The sequence below is a fragment of the Paenibacillus sp. FSL H3-0321 genome (assembly GCF_038002865.1).
GTDB lineage: Bacteria > Bacillota > Bacilli > Paenibacillales > Paenibacillaceae > Paenibacillus_AQ.
This window is the reverse complement of record NZ_JBBODH010000001.1, coordinates 5,448,532-5,464,074: the sequence shown is the minus strand read 5'-3', so window position 1 is coordinate 5,464,074 and position 15,543 is coordinate 5,448,532. Positions and strand designations below refer to the sequence as shown.

The window sequence follows — 15,543 nt, the reverse complement described above, 5'->3', positions numbered from 1 at the left end:
TTCGGGTCTTCTGCAACGCACTGAGTCTGCGGGCTTTCACCTTGAGTCTTTAGCCTTATTCATTTGAAACCGGTTAATCAATATCCGACCCGGCTGCGGCAAGCGTCACTTCCTGCAGATACAACTTCGCTGTTCCTTCGCCGTTTGTGATCCCTTCAAGCTTGATGCCGATCGTCTTTACGGCAGTCAGGTCAACCCCTTCTGCTTCAGCGGCAGAGGGCAACGAAATGCTCAAAGTTGTATACCCGCTGGAGTCCACTGTTAAGGGCGCTCCGCTGTCTGACCATACCCAGCCAGCTCCTGTCTTGATGAACAGGCGCGCTTTAGCCGCGCCGCCCGACAGTTTGACCTTTGCGTTTATCGTATGGAGACCCGCAATATTCAGCTTCACCGGATCTACAGCGAGTTCAAAGGAGCCGTTATCAACCTGATCGAACTGAACCCCCACCGCCTGCTCCTCCTCCGAAAATTCCGGAGCTTTGGCGCCCGCTTGATCATCATTTGCCGTCACCCAGCCTGTGATATCTTCAGCGCTTGTGAACTGGTACAGAACTCCAGGCGCATGCGCATCCGGCTGTCCGCCAGTCCCGCCTGACATATCCGGAAGTGCCGGGTCATATACCGCTTTAATATCATCAAAGTATAGAACACCTTCATGGGACTGCCCATCCATAGCGTTCACATACAGATTGAAGTTTTGCACCTGCTTCAGTCTTTCCTCTGTGAGCGCACCGGCTTTACCCCAGCTCATTTCGGTCAATTTCTTCAGGCTTAGCACAACCTGCCCGTTCTGATCCGGAGTAATCACGGGATAGGCTTCGAAATATCCGCCGTCAATGACCAGCTGGACAACCAGCTTGAGCGGCTCTTCCTTTTCCGCGTAAGAGTTGCTGCCGTCGGAAGCAACCCACAGACTGACCGCGTTGTAAGCGGACCAATCCAGGGAACCAAGGTTCTTACCGATTCCTGTATAACCGGCACTATCAATGCTATAGTGCATTTTCAATCCATATCCCCCGGAATTTTTAAGGTCCGCACTTAAGGCTACGCTGACATCGTCGCCGCCAGCTTTAGGGTATTTTGCCGCAAGTGCATCATCGCTTGCACCGTAGGATTCATAATCATCCACCAGCGCATGGTCTGCCACCGGCGCGCGGTAGGTATTGTAAAGGCTGATATCATCAACATAAATAGGCAGAGCTCCTTCAGAGACCAGTCCGCTCCCTACAATGGAAATGGCCAGACCGGTTGCCGCTGCAGACTTCTCGGCATTATCCAAGTCAATGGAGGCAGCAAACCTGTAGTATGACGAGCCGTCCACCGTTACTTTTTCCAGGCTGGATAACGTTTTATAACTGGAATCCATGCCGTACTTGGTATTCCAATCTTCCGGAAGTTGAACGACGACGCGGATAGCGGCATTTCCGGTTTCATTCTGGGCAGATTCGGGAATCAGCAGATTGAATTTCACACGGCCCACTTTGGCCAGGTCTACCCCGTCCAGTGCCGCAGATGTAAGCTGCAGCTTCAGCTCCTGCCAGGTATCCCCAGAGGCCAATCCTTCCGAGATATTCAGATTCAGCTTTCCGTCTCCGTCCAGAGCCGCATGCTTGAACTCCGTCTTGATCGTCTCGCCGTTTCCGGCCAGACCGGACCAGCTGCCATTGTTCTGGATGAGCTGGAGATCGTCAGCCGTGTTGAACTTGATCTCTTTAACCGGTACCTCGCCGATCTTCACAAATACGGAGATGCTTTGCGTAAGCAGTGTGTCACCCGGTCCATAAGCTTTTACCGTAATGTCGGTGGAACTGCCGTTCAAGCTGGAATCCGGCTGCCAGACCGCAGCGTAATAGCCGTCCGCTCCCAGTGTCATTTCTTGTTCAACTGTGGACTTTCCGATTGTATAAGTGACCTTCACCGGTGTGAAATTTGCCGTTTTCGAACGGATGACTGCCGCGCCTTCAGTTACCGTACCGACATTATTCGGTGTAACGATATGCAGGAACGGTTCTTTCACTGCAGCATTGACCGCGCGGGAATACTTGTTGTCATCCTTCACATCCCCCGCAAAGGCAGTAGCAGCATCATTATAGAAATTCACAAAATCCGGAAGAAGCTCGTGATCGTCTTTATTCGGAACATTCTTGTAAGGAACATACAGATTATTGCCTTCGCCAAAGTTGGCCCAGGTCAGCATGTAGGAAATCTTCGCCGCATCCGGATCCGCCTTGATGGCGTTCAATAACTTCGTAAACCACTGCAGCTCATTATTTCCCGTTGTTTTCATTCCTGCGGCGCTGTATCCGTATTCCGAGAGGGTCACAATCTTACCCTTATCTTGAGCCAGACCGGAAATCATCTTCAAATCTTTCACAAGGCCATTCAGGAAAGACTCGGAACCTGCGTTGTCCTTATTGTCATATTGGTCCATACCGAGAATATCCACATATTGATCGCCCGGATAAGTCGTCAGATATTCACTTTCGTTGCCGTTAAACGGACCATTCGGGGAAAATACATACAGGAAGTTGTGGACTCCCTTAATGTCCCGCAGATATTCAACAGTGTATCGGTACAGCTCTGCATATTCGCTTTTGGTAGTCGTTGCTGCCCCCCACCAGAACCAGCCTCCATTCTGCTCATGGAACGGACGGAACAACACCGGAATCAGGTTGCCGTCGTCATCTTTGAGATTGCTCGCGAAGTCGGCAATCCGGTCGAGATAGGTGTTAAACCCGCTGTTCTTATCACCGCCCGGCAGAATACGCGCCACTACCGATGAGGTTGCCCCCGGGGAATTGCCCGTATCATTAAAGCTGCCGCCAGTCACAAAATTATAAGGATGCGTACTCAGCGTCAAGATGCCGCCCAGCTTATGCGCCTGCTTCATCGCAGCGTTGAGACCCAGCCTGCTGGCTTCATGATTCCCGCTGACTCCGGGAGGAGCTTCGTATCCGTCCAGACTGAGCGTATCCCAGCCAAACACAGCCGGATAATCGCCTACCGAGCTGTACACATCCGAGATTACATTTCCTGCTTTATCCTTGCCGGCAAAAGATACAGTCGTATCATGCTGATGCCCGAACATAATCTGTTTGCCGCTGGTTTCATCCAGATAAGCGAACAGAGATTTCGTTGCGGCGGATGCAGCCGGGTCAGCAATGTTGACGGTAACGGCAGGCGTCCCTATTCCTCCGGTGCTGCCTGAACCATTAGAGCCGGATGTGGTTCCGGTGGTGGTTCCGTTTGTTGTACTGCCAGAGGTCGTAAATCCGCCATTTCTTACAGAGAAGGTTCCATTCGTCAAAGCTTGTCCGTTAAAACTGACAGAAGAAGCACGAACATCAAGCTTGCTGATCGTCCCCTTGCCTGTTACCGCCGTACCGGAAGCGCCGCTGCCGATGACAACCTCAGCAATCTCCGCTTCTGCGCCCAGCTCAAGAATTGCAGCGCTTTCAATAGCCAGCTGACCAATCGTTGTATGGCCTTCAGCAATGATGCCGATTTTCCCGCCCGGACGGTTCAGGTTGACCGACGCCAGCTTGGAGTTGTTGAAATGAATCGAATTCTCACCACCGGAAATATAAACCGCGCCTTGAACAGTTACATTCTCCAGAGCGGCTTCTCCGCTCTCAATGCCAGGGGCCAAATACAGATTCCCCGAGATACGGGCATCCTTTAGCAGTACTCCGCTGCGGTTGATCAGAACATTGCCCTGAATGTCGCCCCCGGCAACCGTCCCAGCCTCGTGATAGTAGCGGCTGACCAGCCTGTCGACAATGCTGAGCACTTCTGCTCTTGTGATAAGGCGGTCAGGCCGGAAGGATCCGTCCGGATAACCGTTCAAAGTACCCTGCAGCGCCTGGATCGCCTCATTCGCATACAGGCTGATGCCGGAACTATCCGTAAAAGCAAGAGCAGCAGCGCCGTTGCCCGGTGTAAGCGAAAAGACCGAAGCAAGCAATACAGCAGTATCCTGGCGGGTCAACTTTGTATCCGCTTTCGCTTTATTGTCCGGGAAGCCTTTATAATAACCGGCCTGCTTCGCTACAGCCAGATCTTTGGCATACCATGCGCCTGCCGGCACACCCGAGAAATTGGATTCGGGCAGGGCACTAAATCCGAAAAGCTTGTTAATAATACTCGTCAGCTCAGCGCGGGTAACATTGTTATCGGGCTTAAAGCTGCCGTCCGGATATCCTTGCAGCACTCCATTCCCCTGCCATTTCGCGATGCTCTCTTTGGCCCAGTGGGTTGCAAGTTTTTCCTTGCGGGCACTGCCGGCCAGTGCAGGTACAGCCATCGAAAACATCATGAGGGCCGTAAGAAACAGCAGGAAACTCTTCTTAAACTTCTTCAAGACTTCATCCTCCTTTTGTGTAAGGGCTTTCAATAATAATGATAACTCCCCGGTAATATTAGCATCATTATAATAAATAAACAATAACAAAATAAAATAAATACATTAAATCTAACCTTTATTCTTCGAAGTTAAAACTTTTCTCGCACCAAAAACCCCTTAATTAAAAAGGATTGATTAGGTGTTCTAGAAATTAAAATTCAACTCCACTCATTCGTATTATCACCAAATATATAATAACAAAATAATAACAATACACAGCAACGAAAGACCAGAATTCTAAAACAGGGACCATAAATCAAAAGCAAAGACCAGAAAACGCACAAACAGGGCTCTCTGGAGAGCCCTGTTTGTGTTAAAAAGGTAGCGTTCTTAACTTCTTATCCAAGCTTTGCCTGTCCTAGTCCAGATCGTAAATAGAACCGACCTTCAGACCATAAAGCTCATTGTAGATTTTCTCAGCAAAAGCATCTGTCATTCCGGCAATATAATCAATCACCATATGCTCCCACGTCCAGATCGGCCTCTGCGACCGCTGATCCTTCTCAAAGCGCTGCAGCCAGTCGCTCGGAATAATCGCCTTCGACGTTTCAGGATCGAGGAATGCGCCCCAAAGCCGCCGCAAAATCCACTCGCTGCGTTTCTGCAGCCGCTGCACACGCAGGTCGCGAATCATCGTGACCCAGGCGAAGCTTTTGAGCACGCTGACCGTCCGCAGCATGTCCTCATCCTCTTTGCCCTCCTTGATAAAGGTGACCTTCTTCCAGTCTCCGTCATGAATCACGCCTAAGCTGGCGACAAAGGTGCTGACCCAGTAGGCTTTAACCTCACGCCGGGTGCGGGAGTAATCATTTTCGCAGGTCGGCATTTTCTCCATCCATACCCGCAGGAATGAGCTCAGCACCTCTTCAACTTTGGCATGAATAGCCTCCGACTTCCAGCCTTCCCAGAACAAATCCTCCAGCGTGGTAATCTTCTCGACGATCAGCCGCTGGATATAGGCATCATGCATAAAGTGCTCATGGACCTCGATCTTGCCGGCCTTTATGCCATCCTCCAAATCATGGGCGGAATAGGCGATGTCGTCGCAGAGGTCCATAAGCTGGGCTTCCAGCGTCTTCTTGCCTTCCGGCACCCCCCATTCCTTACGGACTTCCCTGATATAATCCCATTCATGAAGATACATGCCTTTCTTGAGTACCGTGCCGGGAAAAGGATACTTGTTGATACCCAGCAGCACTGCGTCGGAAAGGTTCAGGCCGTCGATGTTCTCGCGCTTCTCCAGAAACATGATCAGCCGGAAATTATGGGCATTGCCCTCAAAATGCTCATATTGCCGTTTCAGATTTTCGTGGATCGTCTGCTTCTGCAGCGGACCCGCGCCGGATTTCAGCGCTTCCTCCTCAGTCTTTTTGACCACAAGCTGCTCCAAAATATTATCGAGCACTTCTTCCCCTTTGTGGCCGAATGGCGGGTGGCCGAAATCATGCGCGATGGCTGCACATTCCACCACTTCGGGATCGATTACAAGACCCGGGTTGTCCGCCTGCCCTGTTTCCACCTCCGGGTAAGAGCGCAACAGGCTCTTGGCGGCTTCACGGGCAATTTGCGCCACTTCCAGTGAATGAGTCAGGCGCGTGCGGTAATAATCGCCGGTTCCGGCGCCGAACACCTGTGATTTGCCTTGCAGCCGGCGAAAAGTCGGCGAATGAATCAGGCGCGAATAATCGCGTTCATATGCGGCTCTAGAGGTTTCCAGTCGGGTAATCTCCGGATATTGCCGATGCTCTCTTTTCTCAATAAGTGTCATATCCGCTGCCCCTATCCATTGATCTGTATTTAGTACTTCATTATAAGTCATTTTCGGCAGAACTTTCACTCTAAAATAGAAAGTTGAGCAACTGCCCGGCCGCAGTGAATAGTTTGTAAGGTGCATGGAGCATTCTAAAGCAAAATAACCCGGTTCCTTTGCCACGGGTCATGTATGGAGTGAAAGGTGAATCTTATGAAAACAGGCTGCAGAATAACCTATACCACAATAACAGCATTCATGCTTCTGCTTGGGCTTACTAACAGCGCGCTAGCCAGTCCAAATATTAAAAACCGCTATTATTATGAGCAGCGCGGGGACATGATCTGGGAGGTTCCCACCAGTCAAAAAGTAATAGCACTGACCTTCGACGACGGACCCGATCCTTCCGAGACCACTCAGATTCTGGATGTGCTGCATAAATACAATGCCAAATGCACCTTTTTTGCTATCGGCAAAAAAATCGCCGCCTATCCCGAAGTAGCCAAGCAAGTGATTGCCGAGGGGCATGAACTGGCTAACCATACTTACAACCATGTGTATTTCAAGAAGCCTATTTCCGAGCAGCAGATTCTGCAGGAGCTGGAGTTGACCGAAAAGGAAATCGTAAAGATCTCAGGCAAGCACAGCAGCCTGTTCAGACCGCCTGGCGGCATGTACGATGATACGCTGATTGATGTATCCAACAATATGGGCCTGAAGCCGGTGCTGTGGTCCTGGCATCAGGATACCCGCGACTGGAACCGTCCTGGTGTATGGAGTATCTACAGCAAAGTCATCCGCAATGTAAAAAACGGCGATATCGTACTGTTCCATGATTATGTACACGGACAGTCGCAGACGGGTGAAGCGCTCAAAATCATCCTGCCTGAGCTTGCAAAACGGGGCTTCCGGTTCGTAACCGTTTCCGAACTGATTGAATTATCCGATGCACAGCAGGTGAAGCATGGCCGACATCTTGCTTTTTGAATACTTTTGCCGGCCTTTCCGTGGCTCTTTAATTGCGATTGACCTCAAAATGAGGTAGTCTTGAGCTATTATTATGACTTTATGATCGCTGCTGCAGTCCATCCTTTAGGAGGCTTTATCCATGTCTGAGAACACTTCCTATACTACCGAGGAAATCGCCCGGTTATTGAAGATATCCAAGCTGAAGGTTTATGATTTGATCAAAAAGGGCGAGCTGCCCTCTTACCGTGTCGGTAAGCAAATGCGTGTCGACCTCTCCGATCTGGAGGCCTACAAGCAGAATTCGCGCAGCGGAGCTTCGGCCGGTCTGCCTGCGGGCGATGCAGCCGCACTGCCCCATACTCCCTTTGCGCTGCCGCCAGCCACTTTTACAGCACCGCTTCACTTTTCCCAGCCGCCTGCGTTTACCGGTAAATCCGCCGGAGTCAATGTGGTCATTACCGGGCAGGATATGTCGCTGGACATTCTGGCTACCCACCTGGAGCGCAGCCAGCCCTCCTCCCGGCCGCTTCGTTCCTATGCCGGCAGTCTGGACAGCCTGATTGCGATGTATCATGGGGAGTCCGACATTGTCAGCACCCACCTGCTCGACGGAGATACAGGAGAATATAACCTGCCCTATATCCGCAAGCTGCTTGTCGGCTTCTCCTATGTTGTGGTGCATATGCTGGCGCGAAGTGCAGGATTTTACGTACTAAAGGGCAATCCGAAGGACATCCGTGACTGGTCGGATCTCCAGCAGAAGGGCCTCCGGCTGATTAACCGCGAGCGCGGCTCCGGTGCGCGGGTGCTGCTGGACGAGCAGCTGCGCCTGCACGGTATCCAATCCGCCCAATTAAGCGGTTATGACACTATAGAGAACAGCCATTTGGCTGTAGCCGGAATGGTGGCACGGGGTGAGGCTGCCGTCGGCATCGGCACAGAAAAAGCCGCCAAGATTATTGACGGCATTGAATTCATTCCGCTCATTCAGGAGCGTTATGATCTTGTAATGATCAAGAAGCCGGAGCATGAGCAATGGATCGGGACAGTCATCGAAATTTTACGGTCATCGGCTTTCAAGAACGAACTCAGCTCCATTCACGGCTATGACCTTACCGATACCGGAAGGGTCATTTACGAGACTTAAGCGGAAAGCAGCCAGCCAGTAATTCCTACTCGGCTTCAGTGGAATATTTAATTTTATAACTTCCGCTGGTCCCGGTGCCGACAATTTCCAGCTTGTATTTACCGTCCTTTTTAATCTCCACCTGCTCTTCTGCAGCCTCATTCGTAGGAAGCTCTTTCACAAGCTCATGATCGGGATCATACAGCTTCATGGACAGCTTGCCTTTATCCACTTTGGAGGTATAGTCCAGCAGCAGAGTTTCCCCTTCTTTGAGCTTCAGCGTCTTTGTTTCCGTACCTGACAGCAGCTTATAGAATGCCTTAATTTGTTTACCACTGCTTGATCCAACAAACATCAGCCTTTTTTCACAGCCCGTAAGCAGCAAAGCAGATGTCAATACTGCGAGTATCAGCAGGCTCCACTTTTTGTTCATTTCATTCACTCCCCGGTTCTAATCATGTGCCCGCAATGCGGGCAATATTCCTCTTTAGCACTCACGCTGCCGTCTCTTTTATGCTGCTGTCTGACCACAAAGTAGATCAGCAGCCCGATTAAATTGGGAATATAGATTACGGCAGTCATCCACAACCAGGTGTTCATCCCCATACGCGAAGCATCCCTGTAGATGAATACGGCTATAGCTCCATTCAAACCAATGAGCAGCAGCACGGCCAGCCCCATAAACAAAAACCAGCCACGGTCCTCGCTAAAGACATCCGACATATAGGGAAACATCCAATATCCCATTAAAGCCAGAGTAAGCAAGAAGCCGGTTGTAAGAACCCAAAAAAGCAATTTGCCAAGCGGCTTATGTCTCTTCATATGCCGTCCTCCTTTGAGAATAATGCGGATGTCTGGTGTCCGCCTGCCCCATATACCTGAAAAGTCATGCCCGGGCTGCTGCACCCGATCTGCCGGACAGGCAGAACAGCAGCGCTGCGGCGGCGGATGTCTGAATGAGACCGAAGGCCAGCAGCAGGGCCAGCTTCCACAGCAGGGGAACAGGACCCGTCAGCACGCAGGCTCCCAGCAGCATTAGCACAATAACTTGAATCACCACGACAGCGATAATGCTTCTTCCCAATCTTTCTGCAGCCGTTATTTTCCGGAGCGTATCCGCAACAAGCCGGGGAGGAGCCAGGGCCGGTTCATTAAAATATTGGCTTAGCAGCTGATCCTGCACTTCCTCTTCATTCATCACGCTTCCTCCTTTACATGCTGCATGGAGGTTTGCAGCAGCTTCTTCCCTTGATTGAGCCTTGACTTGACCGTTCCCACGGGAATGCCAAGCATCTCCGCAATCTCCTCATAGCTGAATTCGTTGTAATAATAGAGAACCAGCGGCGCCAAATACCGCTTGGATAACGCACGCAGCCCCTGCTCCAGCTCGGCGTTCCGTTCATTCCGCAGCAAGGCCTCTTCCGTGAGAGGCGACGAATCCCGGATGTTCAGGAAATCCGCCTGGAAAGACGCCTCACCCAGAAAACGGTGCTGGAGTTTTTTCCATCTGCGGTAGCGGTCCCTATGCAGATTGACCGTAACCTGAAACAGCCAGGCTTTAAAGGAACGCTCACAATCATATTTCTCCAGCTTGCGGATGACCCGGACCCACACCTCCTGAAACAGGTCCTCGGCATCCTGGGCATTCAGGGTAAGGTGGCGGCAAAACCGGTACAAATCATCCTTGTATCTGTCGACGAGCAGTCCCAGCATTTCACGGCGGCCGGACCGGCACCCTTCAATGAGTTGTTTATCGGTAATCATGTGCCCCCGCCCACCCTTTCAATTAACATTACGAATGAACTCCAGGCTTTGTTCGAAATTTCACATAATCATTTATTAGCCGTCCTCAAATGTTCTGTTCTCTCTATGATCATAGTAAATAACCTCCGGTCTCGCCATGATGCTTGATGGCAAAACCGGAGGTTATCCGCATACTTCGATTCAAGAACGGCGATTGACAAACATCAGCATAACGGCTGAGATTACGATAATCGAGCATACCCACATCCAGGCCAGCGTCATGTCGCCGCCGTCGACGGCCACATAAATGGCGGTGGGCACCGTCTGTGTACGGCCGGGAATATTGCCTGCTACCATAATCGTAGCTCCAAATTCGCCAAGCCCGCGGGCAAAGCCGAGCACATACCCTGCAGCCAGAGAACGGCTGGCAAGCGGCAGCGTTACATAACGCAGTACCTGCAGTTCACTGGCACCCTGCGCACGCGCCGCATCCTCAAGATCCTTTTCCACATCCTCAAACCCGGCCTTAACGGTCCGGTAGACCAGCGGAAAGGCCACAACCACCGCAGCAATAACGGCAGCTCCCCAGGTAAAGAGGATGGTGTGCTCTGTGAACTGCTCATACAGCCTGCCAATCCAGCTCCGACGTCCCAGAATGACCAGAAGCACAAAGCCGACCACGGTAGGGGGCAGTACAAGCGGCAGCAGCAGAATGGTCTCGACCAGACTGTATCCGGGGAACCTCCGGCCCGCCATCTTCTTGGCCGCGAAGGTTGCCAGAAGGAATACGATGATGCTCGTGATTACTGAGATTTTGACCGAAAGCCAGACCGGGGCGAAAAAATCAGTCCAATTGATCTCCATCCGCTTTCACCCCGCTTAAGTTCGTTTAGAATTACTTGGCAAGCTGAAAGCCGTAGCCGGTAAAAATATCGCTTGCCGTCTTGGTTTGCACGTAGTTATAGAAAGCTTTGGCCTCTGCCTGATGTTTGGAATCCTTAACGATCCCGACCGGATAATTGATTGCTTTGTGCACCTGTGCCCCTACAGTAAGAGCGATCTTCACCTTCTTGGAGGTTAGGGCATCCGTCTTATACACAAATCCGGCATCAGCATTGCCTGTTTCCACGTAGGAGAGCACCTGGCGGACATCCTTGGCGAATACCAGTTTGCTTTGCAGCGTATCCCATACATTCTTCGCGGTCAATGACTGCTGCGCATATTGGCCCGCCGGCACTGATTCCGGTTGTCCGACAGCGACCTTCTTGAACGTTTTATCTGTAAGCTGTGTGATTGTTGTAATCTTGGCTTTGGAATCCGAAGGCACAATGAGAACCAGCCGATTTTTTAGAAGTTCCGTATGGTCTGAAATGAGTTTGCCATCCACCAGCGCTGTCATTTGCTTATCTCCTGCTGAGAAGAACAGATCGGCCGGAGCGCCTTGTTCAATCTGCTTCTGCAATGTACCGGAAGCGCCATAGTTAAAGACGAGGTCGATATCAGGATGCTGCTTCTCATAAAGAACGGCAATCTTGTCAAGACTGTCCTGCAGGCTGGCTGCGGCAGATACAATAATTTCGGTTTTCTTCTTCGCCGCCTCTGCCTGTCTCTCAGGTATTGCCGACAAGCCCACAGCAAGCATTACAGTCATGACAACCAACGCTAATTTCTTGAACATTTCCATTCCTCCCATTTATATATCTTGTATATTTAGATGATATTCTAGCATACCTTTTTTCGTTTTTCTATACATTTGGTTATGTTTGCTTATATTTAGTTATGATTGATACAGATTACACCTTAACATACATTTCTATTTATAATGGGCTTCATAGCAAAAAAGCCCCCAGGCGTGTAAAACGCCTAAGGGCTTCCCTGGACTTCGTTGTTTTAATTCTTCATCCGCGGATCAAGCACATCGCGCAGTCCGTCTCCCATCAGGTTGAATCCGAGTACAGTCAACATGATTGACATCCCCGGAAAAATGACCGTCCACGGCGCTTTCTGAATAAACTGGCGCGAATCGGAGAGCATCTTGCCCCATTCCGGATCAGGCGGCTGTGCACCAAGGCCAAGGAAGCCGAGGGCTGCCGCTTCGATAATGGCCGTTGCGATGCCCAGCGTCCCCTGTACGATGATCGGCGTCAGGCTGTTCGGCAGAATATGGGTCAGCAGAATACGCGTATTCGTCATCCCGATCGCTCTTGCCGCCGTGATGTATTCCTCCGACTTCAAGCTGAGCACCTTGGCCCGAACAAGTCTTCCATAGGTCGGGATGTTCACAATCGCAATGGCGAGCAGCGCATTCCGCAGAGAGGGTCCGAGTATGGCCACAATTGCAATCGCGAGCAGAATACTCGGAAAAGCCAAGAGGATATCAAACATTCTGGAGATCAGCATGTCTACCCACTTGCCATAGAATCCGGCCAGAACCCCCAGAAACGTGCCGACAATAATAGAACCGATCACTGAGGAGAACCCGACCCAAAGCGAGATGCGGGCACCGTACAGGACCCGGCTGAACAGATCTCTTCCCAGATCGTCCGTGCCGAACCAATGGTCAGCCGACGGTGCCTTCAGCCGGTTCACCAGCTCCTGCGCCTTGAAGCTGTACGGCGCGATCAGCGGGGCAAACAGCGCAATTAGTACGAAAAATACGATAATGCAGAGCCCAAGCATAGCCGTCTTGTTCTTGCGGAATGCTCTCCACGCATCATGCCAAGGTCCGGAGCCCTTTTCGGCAGGCACCTTAGGGGGCGTTACATTAACTGTTGCCTGTGCCACAGATTCACCCCTCACTTGTAATTGATGCGTGGATCAACGACGGCATAGAGCAGATCCACAAGCAGATTAATGATAACGAAAATAAAAGCAATAATCAGAATACCGGTCTGAATGACAGGATAGTCACGCGAGCTGATCGCCTCAAATATATATCTTCCCACACCGGGCCAAGCAAAGATCGTCTCTGTCAGCACCGCTCCGCCGAGCAGAGCGCCTGTCTGCAGCCCCACCACAGTCAATACAGGAATCAGCGCATTTTTGAGCGCATGCTTGTATACTACGAGAAATTGCGATAACCCTTTGGCTTTTGCCGTACGGATATAGTCCGAATTCATTACCTCCAGCATGCTGGAGCGGGTCATCCGGGCGATAATCGCCATCGGAATCGTGCCCAGTGCAATGCTTGGCAGGATCAGATGTTTAACAACCGTCCACAACTGGTCCCAGCGGCCTGCCAGTATCGTATCAATCACGTAGAGATTGGTGATGCTCTCCACCGGATTGCGCTGGTCCATCCTGCCTATGGAGGGCAGCCAGTGTAATTTCAGCGAGAATAACAGCTGCTCCATCAGACCAAGCCAGAAAATCGGCATGGACACACCAATGAGCGCTATAATCATTGCGGTATAATCAAACCATGAATTTTGCCGCCAGGCGCTTAGAATACCGGCATTGACTCCCACAACAGTGGCGAACAGCATACTCGCCGCCGTAAGTTCCAGGGTAGCGGCCAGATAAGGCATAATTTCTTTGGCGATTGGCGTTTTGGTACGGATCGAGGTACCCAAATCGCCTTGCAGCAAATCGCCCATATAATTGAAATACTGCTGCAGCCATGGCTTGTCGAGACCCAGTTGTTCCCGCAGCGCCTGCTTGGACTGCTCCGTTGCCTTTTGTCCAAGAATCGTCTCAGCCGGATCTCCCGGAATCGCATGGATAATTGAGAAGACAATGATTGTCATCCCAATCAGCACCGGGATTAAAACCATTACACGTTTTAATAGGTAGGAGTTCAAATCAGCTCACCTACTATTCGAAGTAGATTGCGCTGTAATATTCCGTACCTGTCGGACCTGGAACAAAACCCTTGAGATTGGCTTTGGCAGCCAGCAGCGGAGTCGTGTGCACAAGCGGAATCCATGGCGCATCCGCTTTGATGATTTCCTGAGCCTGTTTGTACAGGTCGGAGCGTTTGGCTTGGTCCGTTTCCTTCTGTGCATTGATCAGAACGGTATGCAATTCTTCATTAATATAGAAGGAACGGTTGTTGCCCGGAATCGCATCTTTATCAAGGAGCGTATACAGGAAGTTATCCGGGTCACCGTTATCACCGGTCCAGCCGAGCATGTAGATGTCATCTTTTTCTCCGACTTTTGTGTCGTCAAGGTAAGTAGCCCATTCAGGGGACTGGATTACCGTCTTCACGCCAATTTTTTCCCAATCGGCTTGAATCGCCTCAGCAACCTTCTTGCCGTCAGGCATATAAGGACGGGAGACCGGCATAGCATACAAGGTCACCGGATCTGGCAGACCCTCAGAATATCCGGCCTCAGCCAGCAGCGCTTTTGCCTTCTCCAGATCATATTCATAATCCTTCACGGCATCGTTATAGCCCCATAGTGATGGAGGCATCGGGTTAACGGCGGCCGTTGCCTGACCTGAGAAGAACGCTTCGATAATGGCCTGCTTATTCACCGCATGGTTCAGTGCTTGTCTTACCTTCACGTTATCAAAAGGTTTCTTATTGAAGTTGAAACCAAGGTACGAGACATTAAACGGCGGGCGTTCAATCTTCTGCAGCTCGGTGTTGCCTTCCAGTGTGGACAGATCATCAGGGCTAAGGTCTTCCATCAGGTCGATCTCACCGTTCTGCAGAGCAGTAAAGCGCGCAGAGTTATCCGGAATGGAGCGGACGATAACTTTGTTCAGCTTAGGAAGCCCTTCTTTCCAGTAGCCCGGATTCTTGTCCAGTGTAATGGAATCATTGTGCTTCCATTCGGTGAACACAAACGGACCTGTGCCTACCGGCTCATTCTTGAAGTTTTCCTTCTTCTCCTTAATGGCTGTAGGGCTGGCAATCCCGAAGGAGGTCATGGCGATATTCTGCAGGAAAGGGGCCTGCGGCTGATTAAGCACAAATTGCACGGTTGTGGCATCAACAGCCTTCACCTCTTTAATGACACGGCTTCCGTCCGGACCGAACATAGAGTCGTAGTAGTCAAAGGAATCACCTTCAAATTTGTATTCACTTGCCGGATCACTCCAGCGCGTGAAGTTGAACACGACAGCCTCGGCATCAAAGTCTGATCCATCATGGAACTTCACACCCGGATGCAGCTTGAAGGTGTAGATTAAGCCGTCGGCTGAGACTTCCCAGCTGTCTGCAAGTGAAGCCTGCACCTCAGAGGTTCCCGGTTTGTATTCCAGCAGAGAGTCAAATACCTGATGGGCAATCTTCAAAGATTCACCATCGGTTACGATTGCCGGGTCCAGCGAAGCCGAGTCACCGCCGCGTCCCAATATCAGTGTATCCTGTGACGTTGCCGCAGAATCAGGAGAGCTTTCCGGTGCGGCAGTTGCCGCTGCATTGCTCCCCGCAGTTGATTCCGTGCTTGCGTTATTATTGCCTCCGCAGCCGCTTAACGTTAATACCGCCCCCAGCGTTACTGCCAGTGCAAGACTACTCCATTTCTTCATCTCTAGAAAACTCCCTTCCTTCATTAAAAGTATTAATGCGTCTATATGCAGCTGCGCCAAAGCGCTGCCATA

At 50.9% G+C, this 15,543-nt stretch carries 13 protein-coding genes; 2 read left to right on the top strand and 11 right to left on the bottom strand.

The features are described 5' to 3' along the window. Positions 1 to 73 precede the first annotated feature (73 nt). Positions 74 to 4,360: a glycosyl hydrolase gene (locus MHI45_RS24420; protein ID WP_341119571.1), complete on the bottom strand. Its 4,287-nt coding sequence runs from the start codon at positions 4,358 to 4,360 to the stop codon at positions 74 to 76. 400 nt (positions 4,361 to 4,760) lie between these two features. Then, complete coding sequence (locus MHI45_RS24415) at positions 4,761 to 6,170, bottom strand: deoxyguanosinetriphosphate triphosphohydrolase family protein (protein ID WP_340894554.1); 1,410 nt, start codon at positions 6,168 to 6,170, stop codon at positions 4,761 to 4,763. A gap of 195 nt (positions 6,171 to 6,365) precedes the next feature. On the opposite strand from MHI45_RS24415, the gene MHI45_RS24410 reads away from it, so the two are divergent. Continuing rightward, positions 6,366 to 7,139 (top strand): polysaccharide deacetylase family protein, encoded by a 774-nt coding sequence (locus MHI45_RS24410; protein ID WP_341119835.1) that lies wholly within the window; start codon positions 6,366 to 6,368, stop codon positions 7,137 to 7,139. Positions 7,140 to 7,260: 121 nt separating this feature from the next. After that, positions 7,261 to 8,268, top strand: coding sequence for a helix-turn-helix transcriptional regulator (locus MHI45_RS24405; protein WP_341119569.1), 1,008 nt, complete (start codon positions 7,261 to 7,263; stop codon positions 8,266 to 8,268). A 25-nt stretch (positions 8,269 to 8,293) separates the two neighbouring features. Here MHI45_RS24405 and MHI45_RS24400 read toward each other — a convergent pair whose 3' ends face one another. From MHI45_RS24400 to MHI45_RS24360, 9 genes are all read right to left on the bottom strand, one after another. Then, on the bottom strand, positions 8,294 to 8,680 hold the full coding sequence (locus MHI45_RS24400; protein WP_341119568.1) for a hypothetical protein: 387 nt from the start codon (positions 8,678 to 8,680) through the stop codon (positions 8,294 to 8,296). 5 nt (positions 8,681 to 8,685) lie between these two features. Then, positions 8,686 to 9,069, bottom strand: a complete 384-nt coding sequence (locus tag MHI45_RS24395; RefSeq protein WP_076113478.1) for a hypothetical protein — start codon at positions 9,067 to 9,069, stop codon at positions 8,686 to 8,688. A 64-nt stretch (positions 9,070 to 9,133) separates the two neighbouring features. After that, a complete protein-coding gene (locus tag MHI45_RS24390) occupies positions 9,134 to 9,445 on the bottom strand; it encodes a hypothetical protein (RefSeq protein ID WP_076113477.1) in 312 nt (103 codons plus the stop codon). After that, entirely contained in the window at positions 9,445 to 10,011 is a 567-nt protein-coding gene (locus tag MHI45_RS24385) for an RNA polymerase sigma factor (protein WP_076113476.1), read from the bottom strand. The genes MHI45_RS24390 and MHI45_RS24385 overlap by 1 nt, the downstream gene beginning before the upstream one ends. Positions 10,012 to 10,191: 180 nt before the next feature. Continuing rightward, positions 10,192 to 10,854 (bottom strand): molybdate ABC transporter permease subunit, encoded by a 663-nt coding sequence (modB, locus tag MHI45_RS24380; RefSeq protein WP_038586608.1) that lies wholly within the window; start codon positions 10,852 to 10,854, stop codon positions 10,192 to 10,194. 31 nt (positions 10,855 to 10,885) lie between these two features. Continuing rightward, complete coding sequence (gene modA, locus MHI45_RS24375) at positions 10,886 to 11,668, bottom strand: molybdate ABC transporter substrate-binding protein (protein ID WP_076113475.1); 783 nt, start codon at positions 11,666 to 11,668, stop codon at positions 10,886 to 10,888. 212 nt (positions 11,669 to 11,880) lie between these two features. Continuing rightward, a complete protein-coding gene (gene nikC / locus MHI45_RS24370; RefSeq protein WP_076113474.1) occupies positions 11,881 to 12,774 on the bottom strand; it encodes a nickel transporter permease in 894 nt (297 codons plus the stop codon). Positions 12,775 to 12,785: 11 nt separating this feature from the next. Beyond that, a complete protein-coding gene (locus MHI45_RS24365; protein ID WP_076113473.1) occupies positions 12,786 to 13,790 on the bottom strand; it encodes an ABC transporter permease in 1,005 nt (334 codons plus the stop codon). Between the two features lie 13 nt (positions 13,791 to 13,803). Further along, positions 13,804 to 15,471, bottom strand: coding sequence for an ABC transporter substrate-binding protein (locus MHI45_RS24360; protein ID WP_256718230.1), 1,668 nt, complete (start codon positions 15,469 to 15,471; stop codon positions 13,804 to 13,806). Between the last annotated feature and the right edge of the window lie 72 nt (positions 15,472 to 15,543).

Excerpts from the sequence above, each read along its gene's own strand:
- modA (WP_076113475.1), bottom strand. The coding sequence starts at position 11,668 with ATGTTCAAGAAATTAGCGTTGGTTGTCATGACTGTAATGCTTGCTGTG.
- MHI45_RS24415 (WP_340894554.1), bottom strand. The coding sequence starts at position 6,170 with ATGACACTTATTGAGAAAAGAGAGCATCGGCAATATCCGGAGATTACC.
- MHI45_RS24405 (WP_341119569.1), top strand. The coding sequence starts at position 7,261 with ATGTCTGAGAACACTTCCTATACTACCGAGGAAATCGCCCGGTTATTG.
- modB (WP_038586608.1), bottom strand. The coding sequence starts at position 10,854 with ATGGAGATCAATTGGACTGATTTTTTCGCCCCGGTCTGGCTTTCGGTC.
- MHI45_RS24360 (WP_256718230.1), bottom strand. The coding sequence starts at position 15,471 with ATGAAGAAATGGAGTAGTCTTGCACTGGCAGTAACGCTGGGGGCGGTA.
- MHI45_RS24390 (WP_076113477.1), bottom strand. The coding sequence starts at position 9,445 with ATGAATGAAGAGGAAGTGCAGGATCAGCTGCTAAGCCAATATTTTAAT.
- MHI45_RS24385 (WP_076113476.1), bottom strand. The coding sequence starts at position 10,011 with ATGATTACCGATAAACAACTCATTGAAGGGTGCCGGTCCGGCCGCCGT.
- MHI45_RS24395 (WP_076113478.1), bottom strand. The coding sequence starts at position 9,069 with ATGAAGAGACATAAGCCGCTTGGCAAATTGCTTTTTTGGGTTCTTACA.
- MHI45_RS24410 (WP_341119835.1), top strand. The coding sequence starts at position 6,366 with ATGAAAACAGGCTGCAGAATAACCTATACCACAATAACAGCATTCATG.
- MHI45_RS24400 (WP_341119568.1), bottom strand. The coding sequence starts at position 8,680 with ATGAACAAAAAGTGGAGCCTGCTGATACTCGCAGTATTGACATCTGCT.